Here is a 20292-nt window from a genome sequence, read left to right as displayed (position 1 = left end):
TTAAAAATAAAAAGCTGGTGAAGAAAATAAATTCTTTACACCAGCATAAAAATAGCAGAAATAAATAAAACACCATAGACTAATTGACTAAAATATTTATCTTTTATTTTATAGTGAGCCCAGTTACCTAGGATTCCACCAACAAATAAAAATGGTAGCATATACAAGGTTGTCCTTGTAATTTCTGGAGAAAACATTCCATTAATAATATTCTCTCCTATTATTAGAGTGTTTAGGGTTACCCATATCATACAAAGTGTAGCACGAAATTCATTTTTATTAGGTAATTTTTCAATAGCATATATAATTAGTAGAGGACCACCTGTAGTGAAGGCACCATGTATGCAACCAGCTAAGAAGAGAATAAACCTTAATATATAGGGGTTGATTTTTTTTGAGTGTTTTTTAGGTCTATAGATTGTGAATAAGCCTCTAAGAGAAACGAAGATCATAAATAAAGATAATATCATTATGAGTAAATCTTTTGGTAATTTATTGAAGGCAAGTAGACCTAAAGGCATACCAATTAGCATATAAAATAGAATTGTAAAGTATTGCTTCCAAAGTATATGTTTATAAGAAATAATAACTACATATAATGTTAAAAGTAATCCCATAACAGTAAGGACTGGTTTTGCTATATCTATACCTACTAAAAGAATGGCAAAAGGCATAGCAATAACAGTGCAACCAAATCCAGTAACACCTTCTAAAAAATGTGTGATTAAAACAATAAGACCTAGTAATAAAAGAATAGTAATTGAATTCATATTTTCACCCCTTAACAAGAATTGATTAAAGTTGTTAATTAATTAAATTTATTATACAATAGAATTAGAAAAAAATCTATTGTATAATGATAAGAAAATATAAATTATTGTGAGGTGGAGGATTTATGTCTAATACAAAAGGGGTTAATTCTACAAATTTAAAGAGACAAAATAGAGCTAGTATATTAAGGACTTTAAAAAATTCGGGAAGTATGTCAAGAAAAGATTTAGCAGAAAAGATAAGATTAACTCCAGCAGCAGTCACTATTATTACTAATGAGATGATAGAAGAAAAGATCCTTGTTGAAAAAGGTGTGGAGCAAGGAGAACAAATTAGAGCAGGAAGAAAAAAGATATTAATTGATATAAATGAAAATTATAAATATGTTGTATCTATTGATATAACTAAAGAGACAGTTACTTTAGGTATATATAATATAAAGGGAAAATTAAAGGGTAAAATGAAGATTCAAAATAATAAAGGAGAAGATCCTAACACAATTATTAAAGAAGTTTCTAATAATTGCATGAAATTATTATGGGAAAATAATCTTATAAAAGAACAAATATTAGGAATCGGTGTTAGTATTGTCGGTCTTGTAGATAAAGAGAAAGGTATAAGTAAAAAAGCTTTTGGACTTTGGAAAGAAAAAGTACCTTTAAAAGAATGGTTTGAGGAAAATATAGGAGTACCTGTTGTGGTAGATAATAATGTTAGAACCTTGGCTATGGCGGAGATTGAAATGGGATCAAACAGGCTAATAAATGATTTGTTATTTATTAAATATGGACCAGGTATAGGTTCAGCTCTTATTTTAAACAAGCACATACATTATGGAGGAAAATATTTAGCAGGAGAAATAGGACACATTACTCTTGATGTAAATGGTAAAGAATGTAGATGTGGTAAAAAGGGGTGTCTTGAGACTTTAGCATCTGAAGAAGCAATAGTAGCTAATATTAAAAAGATATTTTCAAAAGAACAAACACCATATTTATATAATTTATGTAAAGAGGATCCAAAAGAACTTACGATAGCAGCCATTGCAAAGAGGTACCCTTTGCAAGATCAAAAGGCTAATACAATTATAAATAAAGCTATTTTTGAATTAGCGCTTGTGATATCTAATGTGATAACTTTTGTTGATATTAATAAAGTAGTGATTTACGGACACTTCTTTAAAAATACTGAGGCTTTTAATGAATTACGAAGACAGCTTTTTAGTTTGAAGAATGATTATCAAGAAAATTGTATTTTAGAAAAAAGCACATTAAATAATGAAGACTATCTTATTGGGTCTTATGTTATTGCTATTAAAGAATTATTTTATGATAAAGGAGGGCTTTAATAATTATTTTATGAAATTATTGACATTGGTTAATTATTGGAATAAAATGATTATAGGTAATTAATTAAAGACTTTAATTAAAAAACGGAGGTATGATTATGAAGTATTTTTTAGATAGTGCGAAGATTGATGAAATTAGGTATGCTTATAAAAATTGGGGTATTGATGGTGTTACAACTAATCCAAAACATATCAAATTAAGTGGAAAACCATTTTTAACTGTTGTAGCTGAACTTGCAGCTGAATTTGAAGGAATTGATTTTCCTATTTCTTTAGAAATTGATCCATATCTTGAAGAAGCAGAAGATATGATTAGGAAAGCTAAAAAAATTGCAGCAATGTCAAAAAACTTTTGTATTAAAGTACCTTGTACTGAACAAGGATTAATAGCAGCTAAAACTTTAACTGAAGAAGGAATTAAGACAAATGTTACATTAGTATTTTCACCATCACAAGCATTACAAGCTGGAAGAATTAAATCAAAATACGTATCACCTTTTGTTGGATGGAAAGAAAATAGCGGAGATGATTGTGAGCAGTATATTAAGGATATTGTGAATATTTACAGAAATTATGATATGCAAACAGAAATAATAGTGGCAGCGATTAGAAATGGTAAGCAAATTGTTGATGCTGCAAAGGCAGGAGCAGATATTGTAACTTGTGGGTTTGGTGTATATAAAGATAGTTTTTATCATCCTTTTACTAATCATGGTTTAGGAGTATTTAGAACTGCATGGGATGAAACAGCAAAAGGCGGTGAATAAGATGAAAAAGGTGGGATTTATTGGACTTGGAATAATGGGCGAGTCTATGTCAGAAAATATAGTGAAAAAAAGTAGTTTAGAGGTGTGGGTATTTGATTTTGTAGATGAAAAAGTAAAACAGTTAGAAAAAATTGGAGCAATTGCAGCTAAATCATCAGAGGAAATTGCAGAAAATTGTGATGTAATTATTACTATGGTTCCTAAAGATGAACATGTAAAAGCGGTATATGATGTTTTATTATCAAAAGTAAGAGAAGGTACAATACTTATTGATATGAGTACAATAACTCCATCAACAAGTGTTTCTATAGCAAAAGAGGCAAAGGAAAAAGGCTGTGTTATGATAGATGCACCTGTTGTTAAAAGTAAACCAGCAGCTATTGAGGGTAAGCTAGGTATTTATGTTGGTGGAGATAGAGAAACTTTTGAAGAAGTAAAACCGATACTCTCTTGTATGGGGAATAATATTATTCATATGGGTGATAATGGAGCGGGTCTTACTATGAAAATATGCCATAATATGCTAGTTGCTGAGATTCAAAATGGTGTTAATGAAATGCTGGTATTAGCAGAAAATTCAGGTTTAAACTTTGATGATGTTATTAAAGCTATTGGGTATGGTGGAGGACAAAATTTCTATTTAGATGGTAAAAAGAATGCAATTAAAGAAGGGAATTTTGCAACGGCTTTCTCAGTGGCAAATATGCATAAAGATATTAATATAGCTGTAAAACAAGCTAAAGAGTTAGGAATAGATTTAAAAGGTGCAAATGTTGTTAAGGAGATTTATCAGAAAGCTATGGATCAAGAGTTAGGTAATGAAGATTTCTCTGCAACTATTAAAGTTGTTAGAGAAGATACGAAATCTTAGCGAAAGAAGGAATAACTATGAAGCAGCATATTGAACTTGGAGTTATCTGTTTAGGTAGAAATACATTTGATGTACAGGCTGCCAAAGATATTTATGAAGATATTATAAAAAAATTAAATAGTTTAGAAGAGGTTACGCTACATTTTATTGAGGATATGGTTATAGAAGTAAAGGATGCTAGAGAAGCTGCATTAAAATTATCAAAGGAAACTTTAGATGGAATAATTGTAATAAGCGGAACTTTTCATCTTGGACATTTGATTTTAGAAATTGATAAAATTATGAAAAAACCTATTTATTTATGGGGTCTAAACGAATTACCTTATAATGGTGGCAAAATTAGATTGAATTCTGTTTGTGGCGTTAATTTGAATGCTTCTAATTTATATAAGTCTGGTAATGAAAATTATTATGTGAATATAGAGGACGAAGTAGATGAAAATTGGATAGATGCAATTAGAATGAAGACTGCAATAGAAGGCGCTAATGTAGCACTTTTAGGTTATCATGCTCATGGATTTTTCAATTTAAATGTTGATGAACTTAAGATGTTCAAAGAAATGGGTGTATTATTCAATCATTATGAGTTAAAAGATGTTTTTTCTGTAGAGATAGAAAAAGATGAGGTTGAGAGTCGGATTGAGCATATTAAATCAATTTTTGATATTTCAAAGATTTCAGACTACCAACTTGAGAAAGTTGCAGAACTAATTGTTAAATTAAAGAAATTTGTAGATGAAAAGAAGATAACAGCTTTAGCTATTAGATGTTGGCCGGAGTTTGCCGATACTTTTGGTATTTCACCTTGTGCGGCTATGTCCATTTTGCAAGAGGAAGATTATATTTTAAGCTGTGAGGGAGATGTTGAAGGAGCTATTTCTATGATAGCACATAAAGCTGTTGCAGGAACTCAGCCGTTTTTAGCAGATTTATCACAAGTTGATTTGGAAAAGGATTTTGCTTTAATGTGGCATTGCGGAGTTGCACCTTGTAATCTTAGAGATGGTATATGTAATGCAAGTTTAGAACCATACTTTGCAGGTGGAAGAGGTGTTACAGCTGATTTTGTTTTAAAGAGTGGAGAAGTTTCTATTCTTAGAATTGATTCAGCTTTAGGTAAATATCGTATTTTCATGGAGAAAGGTGACGCCATTTCTATGGAAAAACTTTTGAAAGGTACTTATGCTAAAGTTAAATTTGAGCATAACATAAAAGATGTTTTAGATAGAGTGATATATTCAGGTGTTGCACATCATGTTTCTATGATTTATGGGGATTACACTGAAACTATAAAAATATTTGCTAGATTGATGGGTTGGGAAGTTATTTAGAAGACACAAGGTACAATGCACAATGCATAATGCACAATTAAGGATGATTTTCTTCGTGCCTCAGAAAATCTTTAATTTAGTAGTCGATTTTGCGTAGCAAAATCATTCTTTAACTGTGAACTGTGAACTGTGCACTAAAAAAACCGGGGGGATTTTTATGGGAGTTACTTATTCTGCTGAAAAACAAAGGAAAGTTGGATTTAAGAATAAAATAGCTTATGGTATTGGAGATTTGTATGGTGGAGGGTCTTTCTTAATAATTGGAATGCTGTATCTCATATTTTTGACTGATGTAGCAAAATTAACGCCTGCTTTAGCAGGACTAGTTATAGCTCTTGGAAAGATTTGGGATGCTGTTTCAGATCCTTTGATGGGATATATTTCAGATCATACTCAGTCTAAAAGAGGAAGAAGAAAGGTATATTTTTTATTAGGTATATTTCCTATATTTATAACTTTCACATTGATATGGATACCTTTTCGATTCTCTTCTCAAGTTACAGCTTTTATATATTATCTAGTTGCTTATTTATTATTTAATACTGTGTTTACAATGGTAATGGTTCCTTACAATACAATAGCAGCTGAAATGACTAATGATTATTCAACACGTTCTTCTATGACAGGTGTGAGAATGGCTTTTTCTCAAATTTCAGCATTAATAGGCGCATTAATCCCTCTAAGAATAGTAGCGGCATTTCCGGATAGCAATAAAGGATATATAGTAATGGCAGCTTGTTTTGGATTGCTTTTTAGTTTGCCTTGGTTATTAGTATATAAAGGAACCTGGGAAAGAAAACATGAAAAAATAGAAGCTATTCAGAAAAAGAATTTTGTAAAAGAGATAAAAGATTTTTATAAAACAATAGGTAAGGCCTTATGTAATCGTTCACTTAAGGTTCATACAGGTATGTATTTATCGGCATATGTACCAATGGATATTTTTAATGCGTTACTTATTTATTACTTTACTTGCTATTTGAAACAGCCAGCAAGTAATAGCTCTCTTTTTTTAGGAGTAGTATTATTAACACAAATAGCATCATTATATTTTGTTACTAAAGAATGTAGTAAACGAGGGAATGCAAAAGCATATCGTTTTCATACAATAGTACTTGCAGTAGGAGTTATTGCCCTAGGTTTTGCAACTCCGAATGCTAGCAATTTAAGAATATATTTTAATGCAATTTTAATTGGTGTAGGATTAGTAGGATGTGTTATGATTCCATACAATATGTTGCCTTTTGTAACAGATGCTGATGAAATTATATCAACAGAAAGAAGAGAAGGGATTTATGCAGGTCTAATGACATTTGTAAGAAAAATATCTCAAGCTGCGGCGATATTCTTAGTTGGAGTTTGTCTTGATTTATTGCAATATGATAGTAATTTAGAAGTGCAATCCCAGTTTACAATATCAGGTATTCGTGTAATGCTTATGACGATACCGATAATAATCGTTTTAATTGGTTTTTTTATATCTTTTAAATATAAAATTAGTCCTAAAAATCATGAAATATTACTTGCTGAGATAGAAAGATTAAAACAAGGCGGAAAAAAATCTGAAGTAGATAAAAAAGTTAAAGATGTCTGTGAAGAGATTACAGGTATTGAATATAAAAAACTTTGGGGTGGAAGCTATGCAAATGAAGATAATTAGAGAGGAAAATAAAATCTCTCTTCAATATAAAGGACGAATAATTTTTGAGCATAAAAAAAATAAGCCGATTATTTCAGTAGGCTATGGCAAAGCCGTTTATAAAATGAAAAGAGGAAGTTTCAAAGTAAGTGAAAAAGAAGTAGAAAAGTTTCTTTTAACAGAAGTTGAAGTTGTTAAAGAAGATTCAGAAGTTATTTTGAAATTTTACGATGAAAGTAATCATAAATTATTAATTAAATTATTTGAAGAAGATGACAGACTTAATATGTCATTTGAAACAAAGGACACTTTTAATAGATTATGGTTAAATATTTCATCTTCTAGTAAAGAACATTTTTACGGGTGTGGAGAGCAATATCTTAAATTTGATTTAAAAGGTGAGAAGGTTAATATATGGGTTTCAGAGCATGTTAGCTTAAGCGGTATTTTGAAAAAGCATTTTAAGAAAAAATTGAAGATTGAGTATAAGCCAGAAGAATTTAAATATGCGAAAAGTTATTATGCACAACCAACTTTTATTTCAAGTGGAAAGTATTTTTGCCATGTTGAAGATGATAGTTTTATGAGATTTGATTTTAGTAAAGATAATGAAGTGGAATTAAATATCTGGAATATACCTAGTAAAATTATAATAGGGATTGAAGAAAATTATTGTGATTTATTAGAGAATATGACGGGATTACTTGGCAGACAACCAAAATTACCTCAGTGGGTTTATGATGGAGTTATTTTAGGTATTCAAGATGGTACAGAAACAGTGCTTGAAAAAATAAATAAAGTAAAAGAAAAAGAGGTACCAATTAGTGGGGTGTGGTGCCAAGATTGGGAAGGACAAAAGATAACATCTTTTGGAAAACAATTAAGATGGAACTGGCAGTGGGATGAGAAGCTTTATCCAAATCTTGATAAAGAAATCAAAAATTTAAAAGATCAGGGAATTCACTTTTTAGGATATATAAATCCTTTCTTAGTTCAAAATGGGGACCTTTATAATATAGCAGATAAAAAAGGATATTTAGTAAAAAATCAAAAGAGAGAAAATTATTTAGTGAAAAGTACAACCTTCTATGCAGGTATGATTGATTTGACTAATCCTGATGCGTATGAATGGATTAAAAATATTATTAAAAAGAATATGATAGAATTTGGGTTGTCAGGTTGGATGGCAGATTTTGGTGAATACTTACCAGCAGATGCTGTAGTTTATAACAATGTACAAGGAGAAAATGTTCATAATATTTGGCCTGTTTTATGGGCAAAAGTAAATAGAGAAGCTATAGAAGAAGAAGGTAAACTGGGAGAAGTATTTTTCTTCACAAGAGCAGGGTATAATGGTACTCAAAAATATTCAACATTAATGTGGACAGGCGACCAGCATGTGGATTGGTCTCGAGATTATGGTCTACCTTGTGTACTTCCGGCACAACTATCTCTTTCTATGTCTGGGTTTGGATTATGCCATAGTGATATTGGAGGATATACAACCCTGCTTAGCATGAAGAGATCCAAAGAATTATTATTAAGATGGATAGAAATGAATGCATTCACACCTGTTATGAGAAGTCACGAAGGAAATAAACCAGAGAGAAATTATCAATTTGATAGTGACGATGAAATACTAGAACATTTGGCAAGAATGGGCAGAGTATATACAGGGTTAGGACCTTATATAAAAGAACTTGTAGAGCTTAATAGTGAAAAAGGAATACCTGCAATAAGACCGCTATTCTTTCATTATTATGATGATGAGAAAACTTTTGATAAGCAATGGGAATATTTATTTGGAAGAGATTTGTTAGTTGCGCCTGTTTATGAAGAAGGAAAAACTACTAGGAAGTTATATTTACCAAAAGATGAGTGGATATATTTATGGTCAGATAAAGAGTATAGTGGCGGTGAAGAAATTATTGTTGAGGCTCTTATTGGATATCCAGCTGTTTTTTATAGAAAAAAATCTGAATTTAATGAATTATTTAAGGGTGTAGGAAACATATAAACGAGGATATATTTTAAAAAAAGTTGTTGATATTTAAACTGTAATTGCACATTGCACATTATTTAAGAATAAGGACTTTGTATAAAAATATAGCTTGTGCATATAAACAATACTTTAAAATATATCCATAAGTGAATGGGGGAATGAAATTTTGAAAATTGAGGATGTGAGGGCGAAAAATCCTGATTTTTTAATAAAGTCTATTAAGGATAGTGAGTTTATATCCTATGGAAAGGTTATTGAAGATATTGACTTTACAGATTATATAAAATATATGAATAAAGTAGAGATTCCTCCTGAAGGAAATGTATACCAGGTTTCAATAATTGATATGGAAAAGTTTAAAGTTACGAAGCTAGTTGAAAGTTGTATTTATGGGGAAATGCCCATTGAAGTAGGTTTTTGTAATGGACATAATAGAGCTTTGAATGGACTTGAATATCATAAAGGTAGCGAAACTATTGTTGCAGTAACAGACTTAGTATTAATGCTTGGTAAAATAAAGGATATTATAAATAATAATTATAATTCAGACAATGTAGAAATGTTTTTTGTACCCAAAGGGATAACCTTAGAATTGTATCAAACTACACTTCATTTTTCACCATGTGAAGTAAATATGGACGGGTTTAAAGCTGTAATAATTTTGCCTAAAGATACAAATTTGCCTTTAGAAGAACAAAAATATATGGATGGTAATAGTGAGTTATTATTTAAAAAAAATAAATGGTTGTTAGTACATAAATCTAATAAAAGACTAATTGAAAAAGGGGCATTTGTTGGAATTAAGGGAGAAAATATTAGTTTGCAATAAGGTAAATATATAATTAAAGCGAAAATGAGAGTTTTACTGTTCTTTCTTTTCGCTTTTTATATTTGTTTAAAAGTTAAATGGACTTGTGAACTTTGGATTTGTATAAATAGTTAAATTAGAAAAAACCTAGATATTTTAATAAAATAAATTATGGAAAAAACGTAATATTCTTTGAATAAGAGAAGTAATTGTAATATAATATAAATTATACAATAACAATTTGATGATAATTTTAATTTTAAAATATTTTTAATTAAATTAAGTAGGATTATCAAAAAGTCATAAGTTAAAAAAATAAATTGGGTTAACGAATAAAAATCACTATTTAGCGATGACAAAATATCTGGGGGGATAAAAATGTTTAAGTTTTTTAACAAAAGTATAGCAAGAAAATTAAGTTTAATAATGGCATTAACTGTATTAATAGTTTTGACAGCGGTTGGAGTATCTATGAATATTAATACTAAAGTAAAGCTGATGGAAGATGTTGAAAAAGAAATCGTTCTAAATTCAAAAGTAATAGTTGCTAATGTGTCTTTGGCTTTAGAAAAAAATGAGACAGTAACAAATCAAATACCAGAAATTATGCAAGAATATAAAATTGGAGAAAAAGGTAAGAATATTTTGTTATCCTCACAAGGGGTATACATATATACAGAAGAGGAAGATAAAATAAATAATGAAAAAGCTACAGATGATATTGTTTTAAAACAATACGTGGAAGCAGCACTTAAAGGAGAAAAAGGAATTAAAGAAGTGACTTATAATGATGTTGATTATTATATAGCATATGAACCAATAAATATTAATGGAGGAGCAGTTTTATCTTTAATAAACAAATCTGAGATGATGAAATCTTTTAGTGGAACAATGGTAAAAGTCATTGGTGTGGGTGTTTTAGGAGCTATGTTGATAATTATCATTAATTATTTTGTAATATCAAAGAGCTTAAAACCAATAAAAATAGTTATTAAGTATGTAGATATTATAGCAGAAGGTGATTTTTCACAAGATATTCCAGAAGTGTTTATTAAGAGAGCAGATGAAATTGGCGAGTTAACTAAAGCTTTTAGTACGATGTCTAGAAAAATAAATAATATAGTAGGCAATATAAATTCAGCTTCTGAAGAAGTAGCTTCTGGATCAAGACGACTATCGGATGCAAGTATAGCTTTATCGGGAGGAGCAACTGAACAAGCAAGTTCAATTGAACAATTAACATCATCTATTGAAGAAATTGGTATACAAACTAAACAAAATGCTCAAAATGTGAAGGAAGCTAAAGAAATTACATTAATAGCTAAAACCAATGCAGCAAAAGGAAATAAACAAATGTATGATATGTTAGAAGCGATGAGTGCAGCTAATGAATCAGCTAAAAACATATCAAAAATAATAAAAGTGATTGATGAAATTTCATTTCAAACTAATATATTGGCACTCAACGCAGCAATAGAAGCTGCAAGAGCTGGAGAAAAAGGAAAAGGGTTTTCAGTAGTAGCAGAGGAAGTAAGAAATCTTTCATTACGTTCAGCTAATGCAGCAAAAGAGATATCAGTCAAAATAGAAGAATCTATTAATAAAATTGAAGAACTATCTAAAATTACAATGGTAACAGCAGAAACTCTTTATGGTATTGTAGATGATATTGATAAATCAGTTAAGTTAGTTGAAAATATTTCAGTGGCTACAAGTGAACAGGCTATTGGTGTTGATCAAGTTAATAAAGGAATTACTGAAGTTTCAGCTGTTATACAAATAAATTCATCAACTTCAGAGGAAGCAGCAGCTGCTAGTGAAGAGTTATCAGGACAAGCTCAAATGTTAAAGGAACTAGTTAGCACTTTTAAATTAAAGAAAGAGATTGAATATTCTTCCCATGAAAAAATAGAAGATATCAACCCAGAGGTTTTAAAAATCCTTGATAAAATAAAGGGAAATAAAGCTATAGTAAAGAGTGATAGTATTGAATTAAGTGATTCAGAGTTTGGAAAATACTAAGAAATAAATTCAATTATTGAGATTAAGTAAAAAAATATTGATTTAAACCTAAGCCCACAATATATTATATTGTGGGCTTAAGTTTTTCTGTAATAGCATTTTCATTAAGCTATCATTATTAGGAAATATTAATTTAGTTTTTGTTACTTTTGTAAATTGATTGTTCAAGCTTTTTATAATATATGCAGTTTTAACTACTACCTGTTTATATTCTCTAATTTATACAACGATTTTTTCCTCTTATTCATCAAATTCATTATCTAAATATTCAATTCCGGATTTTTCACTATCTTTTGAGCATGAAGAAGTATCTGTGCAATTATCAAAAGAATGATCCTTTTGATAATTGCAATCTTCTGGTTGAATAACAACCTCTCTACTACATACTGGGTCTGCATACCAAACTTTGATCACATAACAGGTACAAGGATTCAGTGGGCCGAATAAGAATTGTCCACATTCATCTGTAAAAGTATGTGTAAGTGGTTTCAATAAAGGTTTTTTATTAGAATCTTTTTTTAAAAATAATTTAACTACAGCATTTTTAACAGGTTTTTCATTGTAATCAAGAACTACACCGTGAATTGCACTTCTATATTCTTTGGCAACTTTAATTATTGCTTCAATTTCTTCATTACGTTTAGGTTTAAACTCAAATTTTGTTAATCTTGCCCCCATAATTACCTCCTAAAATATATCTTAATTAAAGTATATTTATAAATATAAGTTTTAATTACACAATTATAAAGTTATATGATCAGTTATATGATGTATAGAACAAGGAATGTAACATATGAATTTTAAAGGAATATATTATATTGAGTATAAAATATCCAAACATAGGAAGTGGTTAAATGGGAAGTATAGTAAAAAACTTAATTGAATATGATGGATTAGCTGATTTTATACCTGAATTCAGTGAAAATATTGCACCAATTAAGGAATTTAATGTTCAAGAGACACTAGATATACCTTCTGCAAAACCTGATATTGAGCAGATTGTTAAGATAAAATCAGAATTAGTCATTACCAATACAAAAGTTATAAAGACTCCCGTTGGAGTTTCACTTGATGAACAAATTTTAACAGGCTGGAAGGTGATTGTAGAAGGAGAATTAAGACAAACGGTACAATATGTAGCGGATGAGACTACTCAACCTGTGCATGGAGCACATTTTGATGTACCTATAAGCATTTTTATTGTGCTTCCTCCAGATTTTAATGAAGAAACATGTGTAAATGTAGAAGGCTATATCGAAGATATTTATGCTGAGATGCTTAATAAAAGGCAAATATTTAAGAATACAACTATTTTGTTAGTTGCACGTATTTTATAAGAAAGGAGAAACAGTATGGATGAAAAAAGACATACTATAAAAACATTAGGAGTTTCAAGTGAACTACCAGAGAATCCTTTATATTTTACAGAAATATCAATTGTGGAAACGTTAAAGATACCTCCAGAAAAACCAGATATAGAGCAAGTGCTAACTATTAATGTTGAACCAGAAATACTATCTATGCGAATTGCAGACACACCATGTGCAGTATCATACGAAGGACATCTTTTAAGTGGAAAAAAGCTAATAATGGAACTAAAGCTTAGAGAAAAGGTAATATATGTAGCAGATGAAACAACTCAACCTGCTCATGCAGCTCACTATGAAGATGTTATGCAAAGTGTATTTGTTGTTGTTCCAAAGCAGATTGACAATATTCCAATAGAGAGACTTTTAAAAGCCGATAGAATCATAGTTTCCCCATATATAGAAGATATATATGCAGAACAAAAGGACAATAGAACTGTATTTAAAAATATAACAATGCTTATTGATGTAACTATTTCATGTTGAAAATATAAAAAGAAAGGAGGATTAGTATGGCTTATCAATCAGTAACATTTCAACCAGGAACATTAATTATACCTATGGACACAATATCTCAAGACAATGGGATGTATCGTGCATATGGTTTGATATTTAAACTTCTTTACAACAATGTAATAAATCCTGGAACTCCAATATATGTTTATTGGGCAATAAATCCTACTAAAACTAATTTTTCAACTGTAGATTTTATAGCCTCTGTTAGAGAATTTGGAACAGCTAATGTTCCAGCAAACTACTCTTATACAGGTGGACCATTTATTATAGAAATAACTCCACAAAATCAAGCATTAGTAGAACAGATTATAAATGATTGGAATTCAGCAGACCCTGATCCACCAGCCGTATTTATACATGAACTTGTTGGTTCGGCAGTTACAGTACAAACAGCAGCAAAACTTATAAGGCCACCTAGAGTTTCTGTTGAGGATAAAAATAATGGTATTGTAACAGAATATTTAGATGTAGCAGGAATACCTGATTACTATACAGTATTTCCTAATAATTATACAATACCACCAGAATGGGATGATAAGGAATCGCCAAGTATACTAACATCAGAACAAATTGATGCAGGAGGATTTTTTGGAAATACTGCAGATTTAAATTGTAGGAAGAGAGCTTATGATATTTTTATATCTCCGCATACAGGTGAAGATGTTTGGACAGATCTAGGAAATACTTTGCCACAACTAGACCAATTTTTACAACTTGGTGGACATTTACACTCTATGTGTGAGTCTATAGTATCAATAGAAAATAATGCTTATTTTTTAACTTCTACTGGAATTAAAGAAGAGAACAAAGGGGAAGATTTCTTTATAAATCAAAGTGAAGCTGAAAATCCACTTCTTCAAGCAGTTGATACTGGTGAAGTTCAAGGGTTGCCTGGAGGAAGTGTACAAACTTGGAACATGGATGAAACAGGGAACAATCCAGTAAATTATCTTCCTGCCACTAAAATATTCTCATATTTTACAGAAACTAAAGATGATGTAACTACACAATATGATTTTATGATAGGTGGACCTTATCAGGGAAGTACCTATTCTCCTAATAACCCAGGTGCAGGTGCTATAGTATATGAAGGTGGACATAGCTATGATTCGAAGGTACCATATACTGATAAGATGTCAAATTTATATTACAAATTCGTATTAAATTCAATATTTTTGTCAGTTACAAAACCTTTATTAGATTTAAGCTTTACACCTAATGCAATTACTGCTGGTTCTACTAATAATTATGACTTCACAGTTAAAAATATAGGTGGAGGAGAAGCAATAAATAGTAATATATCTGTTACCTTACTTCCAAATATGAATCCAAGTAATTATAGTACTCCGCCAACTAGTATTACAGGAACATTACCTACAGGATTTACTTTAACTTGGAGTGGTATTACATTAGATGCAGGAGAAGAAATAACATTTGATGTGCTAAATTATACTGCGCCTGGAAGTCCAGGAGACTATCCAATAGGTTTTACAGCAACTTATGGAGACGATTTTTTCTCAACGCCTCAAAATCCTTTGACTTTAAATACATGTACATCACTAGTAGTTATACCTTCTGATTCACCATTTTTACTAGTTGATAAACAAGTTGATGGAAATCTTCAAACAAGTATAGAAGAAGGAGGAACAGTAACATTCACCTATACTGTTACAAATGTGGGAGATCAGCCGGCATATGATATAGAACTTGTAGATCCAAATTTATTTGACTTTTTCACATTTACAATATTAGATGTAACACCGACAGCATCTTTCATTGATACTATTAATAAGAAGATAATATTTCCAAGTGGGTTACTTGGTTTAGTTATACCAGCAGCACCAGGACCAGGGAATGTCCTTACAATAACCGTTAATGCTACACACAATGCAGCCGTACCGCCTACCCAAATCATAAATAACGCAACTGTTAATTATGTAAACAATTTTGATCCTCAGCAACCACTCCAATTAACATCTCCAGAAAGTAACGGAGCAACAACTAATATAGTAGTACCAGATATAGAGGCTTTAAAAAGTGTTGATAAATTAGATGCAGCAATAGGAGATATATTAACTTACACAATAGAGATAACAAATCCAGGTAACACTGTCATAAACAGTGTTACAGTTGCAGATACTATACCAGCTGGAACGAGTTATGTAACAAATTCACTTAATGTAGCTGCAAATATTCCAATTATAACTACGGTGATACAAACAAGTCCACAAATTCAAGTTCAGGTAGATGGAAATTTAAATCCAATATCTACAGATCCAGATGTGCAGACAGATAGAATAACTATAACATTCCAAGTTAGAGTAAATTCAATAGTATCAAATCCTGTTACAAATACAGCAACAGTTGATTATATATATGAAATAGGACCACAAGAGACTGGAACTGAAACTGAGGATAGTAATACTGTAGAGACAAATATAGCTTCTATAATTGTTACCAAGAGTGTACCACAAGCTGTACAATTAGGAGAAAATCTAGTTTATACAATAGCAATAAATAATAATGGAGAAGTACCATTACAGAATGTGGTAATTAATGATACTATACCGAATGAAACTAGTTTTGTAAGTGCAACGGCAAATGGAGCTAATATAATAGCACAAATAATAAACAATAAGGATATAACCTTAGTATTAGATTTAATACTAGTAAATAGTACAGTTACTATTGATATTACAGTTAGTGTGAATATTTTACCACCTGATCCATATGAAATAGATAATATTGCAATTGTAACATTTACAGTTGATCAGGAAGAAAAACCATCTGTACCTAGTAATGAAGTAATTACAATTGTGGGAGATGGATCAATACTTGTAGATAAAGGTACTGAGGGCGATATATCAAATACAAGGGTAGGAGATACAGTAACTTATAGTATAGTTGTAACCAATACTGGTAATACTCAGGTGACACTTACTACACTTACAGATGTTATACAACAGGCTGCAAATACAAGTTTCCAAGATAACTTTACTATAGGAGGAGTTCCACTAGTTCCTCAACCAGTTAGTTTGAACAATGTGGATTTAACTACAGCATCACCTTTAAATATATTAGATCCACAAGAATCCACAATAATAACCTATGATGTAAGAATTGACTCTCTTCCTCAAGATGAAAAGATAGATGATACAGTTACAATAGATTTTGATTATCAAATAGGTCAAGAGAGAAGAACAGGTGAAGGGGAAGATTCATATATAGTAGATATACAGACACCGGATATAGATGCACTAAAAAGTGTTGATAGGATAAATGCAGTAGTTGGAGATAGATTAACTTATATAGTAGAAATTACAAATCCAGGAACAGTAAATATAGACAGTGTACTCTTTACGGATACAATACCAACCGGAACAAGTTATGTAACAAATTCACTTAATGTAACTGCAAACATTCCAATAGTAACAAATATAATACAGACAACTCCACAAATAATAGTTAGGGTAAATGGGCAATTAAAACCTATAACAGATACTATAATTATAGAGTTCCAAGTACAAGTAGATTCAATAGTATCAAATCCTATACAAAATGTAGGAACAGTTGATTTTGATTATACACTAAATCCAGGTGGACCTATTATTACAGAAACAGAAGATACTAATATTGTAGAAACAAATATAGCTTCTGTAATAGTAACAAAAGTAGGGCCTCAATTTGTAGAGCTAGGTGAAAACTTTGTTTATACAATAAGTGTAGAAAATGACGGGATTGTTCCACTACAAAATGTAGTAGTACAAGACATTATACCAAATGAAACTAGCTTTGTAAGTGCAACAGCAATTGGAGGAAATATAGTTTCTCAAACAGTAATTGGTAAAGAAATAACATTGGTTATAGATTCAATATTACCAGGAAATACAGTTGATATAGATATAACAGTTTTTGTAGACGCATTACCACCTGAACCATATGAAATAGATAATAGTGCAAATGTAATATTAACAGTTGAGGGAGAAGAAAAACCACCTGTACCAAGCAATGAAGTAACATCAATTGTTCAAGAAGGTGAAATAAGTGTAACTAAAGGAACTCTTGGAAATATCCAATATGCAAAGGTAGGAGACACAGTAACTTATACAGTAGATATAGTTAATATTGGTAATATACCTGTCACACTTACTACACTTACGGATGTTATACAACAAGCGGCAAATACAAGTTTCCAAGACGATTTTAGAATAGATGGAATACTAGTTTTTCCTCAACCATTAAACTTGAATAATGTAGTATTAAATAAAATATTACAACCACAAACATCTACTAGCATCACTTATAATATAAGGATTGAATCATTACCACAAGGTAAAATAATAGATAATACAGTTACAATAGATTTTGAGTATCAAATTGGGCAACAAAGAAAAACAGGAGAAAGGGAAGATTCCTTTACACTAAATGTTGAAGAAATAGAAGTTAATTTGATAAAAGAAGTGGATAAAGATTTTGCAGAGCCAGGAGAGGAATTGACATATACTTTTACCATTGAAAATCAAAGTAGTATTCCTATAACGGATGTGTATTTATATGATCCACTACCTCCAAACACAACATTTATTGAAGGCTCATTTTCACTTAACCCTGGTGAGAATCCTACTATATTCCCTGGGGCATTTATAGGAACTATTTTAAGCAATAGTCAAGTTGTAGCTAGTTTTAGGGTGAGGGTAGATCCTGATTTGACAAGTGCTGTAAATATACCAAATGAGGGATCAGTAACTTATAACTTTAAATTAAATCCAAATGAACCAGGTCCAGGACAACCAGGAGGCCCAGAGAATAGTAATGTGGTGCATACCCAAGTAGAAATCGCAGAAATTGCATTAATGAAATCTGTATCAGATGAGTTTGCTGAAGTAGGAGATATTATAACTTATACAGTAACTGTAGAAAATACAGGAACAGTTGATGCACATGATGTTGAAGTAATAGATATACTTTCTTCTGATTTGCAATTTGTACCAGGAACATTGGTGATTACACCACAACAACCTGGGGATACTGTAACAGGAACAAACCCAAGTTATGTGAAAATAAGTATTGTTAGAGCAAATCCTAATGTTGCTACTATTCAATTTGATGCAGAAGTAATTAATAGACCATTATCAGGTAATATAGCTAATATAGCTCATGGAAACTTTAAGTATAGTTTAGATCCACAACAACCACCTAATTTAAGCAAAACAGATATACCAAGCAATGAAGTAACTACTACTATTGAACAAATAGAGGTGGAACTTCTCAAAACAGCAAATAATACTTTTGTGGAAGTAGGACAGAATCTAACTTATACAGTTCAAATAACCAATAAATCAACGGTACCTGTTGATATTAAATTTACAGATACTTTGCCAGTAGTAACGGAGTATGTAACTGGAAGCTTTAATTTGATAAGTGGAGCAGCTACTGTCACCAATAATACTTTACCAAATGCTATGCTGATAGATGTAGATATAGATGATATGGCACCACAATCTTCAGTGATATTTAGTTATAAGGTTAAAGTTTTAACGTTGCCACTTCCACCATTGCCATATGAAATAACCAATGCAGCTAAGGCAGTGCCTTTCTATAGTTTATATCCAGGTGGACCAATAAGAGAAGGGGATCCAGTTGAAGATGAGGTAACTACAGAAGTAAAACTAATAAAAATAGATGTAATAAAAGCAGTAGATGAAGCAGTTGCTACTATAGGAGATATATTACACTATACAGTTACTATTATAAATAATGGAAATACAATTGCTGAGAATGTTGTGTTTAGTGATAATGTTCCTGATGGAACAGAATTTGTAGAAGGAAGCTTAACAGTAGATGGAGTTACAGTAGATTCTAGTCCAGAAACTGGAGTAGATATTGGTAGCATATTACCTGGTGAAATAGTGATTATCAAATTTAATGTAGAAGTTGTGGCTATACCAGAACCACCTAATGAGCCAAAAGTTGAGAATATTGCATTAGTAACCTTTGATGTTGAATTAGATGGTGTGTTACAACCTAGAGATCCTGCTTTGAGTAATCCAGTAGAAACAGAATTATTAAGAGTAGGATTAGAAGCTATAAAAACAGTAGATAAAGAAAGTGCTAATGTTGGAGATATTTTAACTTATACAGTAGTTGTAACAAATACTGGAGACGTTACTATAGATAATGTTATATTCTCAGATATAATTCCTGAGGGTACGATACTTGTAGGTAATCAACCAGTACAAAATGTAAATCTAGGAAGTATAGAACCAGGAGAATCGAAGACAGTAATTTTCCAAGTTAAGATAATAGCTAAAATATGTCCTCCTAAGTTAATAAATAAAGCAACAATAAATGGTAGTTTTATAATTGAAACTAGTAGAAGGATAAATATAGAAAGCAATGAAGCAATAACTTATGTAGATGTGAGGATGTTTAAACAGTTTAGTGTAGATGAAAATCTAACTATACCAAGTCAAAAACCAGATATGGAGGATATATTAGAAGTAATTGTAGATGTTGAAATAACTTATACAAATGTTATAAAAACTTCAGTTGTGAAATCCTATGAAGGACAGATATTGACAGGTTGGAAACTAATTGTAGAGGGGAAATTGAAACAGAAGATAGTATATATTGCTGATGAACCTACACAGTCTGTGCACGCAGCCGAGTTTGATGTACCTTTCAGTACTTTTATTGTACTACCAGAGAATTATATGAAATGTATGAAACTTAAGGTAGAAGGTAAAATAGAAGACGTATTTATAAGAAAAATAGATGAAAGAAGGATATTTAAAAATGTGACGTTATTTTTAGAAGCAAGAAAAGGTTGTTAAAATTAAATGGGGTGGGT

At 30.7% G+C, this 20292-nt stretch carries 13 protein-coding genes; 11 read left to right on the top strand and 2 right to left on the bottom strand.

The window, feature by feature from the left end:
* Positions 1–35: 35 nt before the first annotated feature.
* Positions 36–770, bottom strand: coding sequence for a sulfite exporter TauE/SafE family protein (locus ACVHXK_RS02600; RefSeq protein WP_461204795.1), 735 nt, complete (start codon positions 768–770; stop codon positions 36–38).
* 125 nt (positions 771–895) lie between these two features.
* On the opposite strand from ACVHXK_RS02600, the gene ACVHXK_RS02595 reads away from it, so the two are divergent.
* The 8 genes from ACVHXK_RS02595 to ACVHXK_RS02560 all read left to right on the top strand — a co-directional run bounded on the left by ACVHXK_RS02595 (position 896) and on the right by ACVHXK_RS02560 (position 11559).
* Positions 896–2119: an ROK family transcriptional regulator gene (locus ACVHXK_RS02595; protein ID WP_461204794.1), complete on the top strand. Its 1224-nt coding sequence runs from the start codon at positions 896–898 to the stop codon at positions 2117–2119.
* Between the two features lie 98 nt (positions 2120–2217).
* Positions 2218–2886, top strand: coding sequence for a transaldolase family protein (locus ACVHXK_RS02590; RefSeq protein WP_461204793.1), 669 nt, complete (start codon positions 2218–2220; stop codon positions 2884–2886).
* A 1-nt stretch (position 2887) separates the two neighbouring features.
* Entirely contained in the window at positions 2888–3757 is an 870-nt protein-coding gene (locus ACVHXK_RS02585) for an NAD(P)-dependent oxidoreductase (protein ID WP_461204792.1), read from the top strand.
* 17 nt (positions 3758–3774) lie between these two features.
* Positions 3775–5088 carry an L-fucose/L-arabinose isomerase family protein gene (locus tag ACVHXK_RS02580; protein ID WP_461204791.1) on the top strand — a complete coding sequence of 438 codons (1314 nt, stop codon included), beginning with the start codon at positions 3775–3777 and terminating at the stop codon, positions 5086–5088.
* Between the two features lie 157 nt (positions 5089–5245).
* Complete coding sequence (locus ACVHXK_RS02575) at positions 5246–6748, top strand: MFS transporter (RefSeq protein ID WP_461204790.1); 1503 nt, start codon at positions 5246–5248, stop codon at positions 6746–6748.
* Positions 6729–8744: an alpha-glucosidase gene (locus ACVHXK_RS02570; protein WP_461204789.1), complete on the top strand. Its 2016-nt coding sequence runs from the start codon at positions 6729–6731 to the stop codon at positions 8742–8744. The genes ACVHXK_RS02575 and ACVHXK_RS02570 overlap by 20 nt, the downstream gene beginning before the upstream one ends.
* Before the next feature lie 151 nt (positions 8745–8895).
* Positions 8896–9558: a DUF4867 family protein gene (locus ACVHXK_RS02565; protein WP_461204788.1), complete on the top strand. Its 663-nt coding sequence runs from the start codon at positions 8896–8898 to the stop codon at positions 9556–9558.
* Between the two features lie 357 nt (positions 9559–9915).
* Complete coding sequence (locus ACVHXK_RS02560; protein ID WP_461204787.1) at positions 9916–11559, top strand: methyl-accepting chemotaxis protein; 1644 nt, start codon at positions 9916–9918, stop codon at positions 11557–11559.
* A gap of 240 nt (positions 11560–11799) precedes the next feature.
* On the opposite strand, the gene ACVHXK_RS02555 is transcribed toward ACVHXK_RS02560, so the two are convergent.
* The gene (locus ACVHXK_RS02555; protein ID WP_461204786.1) at positions 11800–12237 is read right to left on the bottom strand and encodes a transthyretin-like family protein; all 438 of its coding nucleotides are present in this window, start codon (positions 12235–12237) and stop codon (positions 11800–11802) included.
* Between the two features lie 176 nt (positions 12238–12413).
* Here ACVHXK_RS02555 and ACVHXK_RS02550 point away from each other — a divergent pair, with 176 nt between their 5' ends.
* The 3 genes from ACVHXK_RS02550 to ACVHXK_RS02540 are packed head-to-tail and all read left to right on the top strand — an operon-like array spanning position 12414 to position 20275.
* The gene (locus ACVHXK_RS02550; RefSeq protein WP_461204785.1) at positions 12414–12896 is read left to right on the top strand and encodes a DUF3794 domain-containing protein; all 483 of its coding nucleotides are present in this window, start codon (positions 12414–12416) and stop codon (positions 12894–12896) included.
* Positions 12897–12911: 15 nt separating this feature from the next.
* Entirely contained in the window at positions 12912–13412 is a 501-nt protein-coding gene (locus ACVHXK_RS02545; RefSeq protein ID WP_461204784.1) for a hypothetical protein, read from the top strand.
* A gap of 26 nt (positions 13413–13438) precedes the next feature.
* Complete coding sequence (locus tag ACVHXK_RS02540) at positions 13439–20275, top strand: DUF7507 domain-containing protein (RefSeq protein ID WP_461204783.1); 6837 nt, start codon at positions 13439–13441, stop codon at positions 20273–20275.
* Positions 20276–20292 lie beyond the last annotated feature (17 nt).

The organism is Clostridium sp. DL1XJH146, from assembly GCF_054819755.1.
This window is presented reverse-complemented; position numbering and strand designations above follow the sequence as displayed.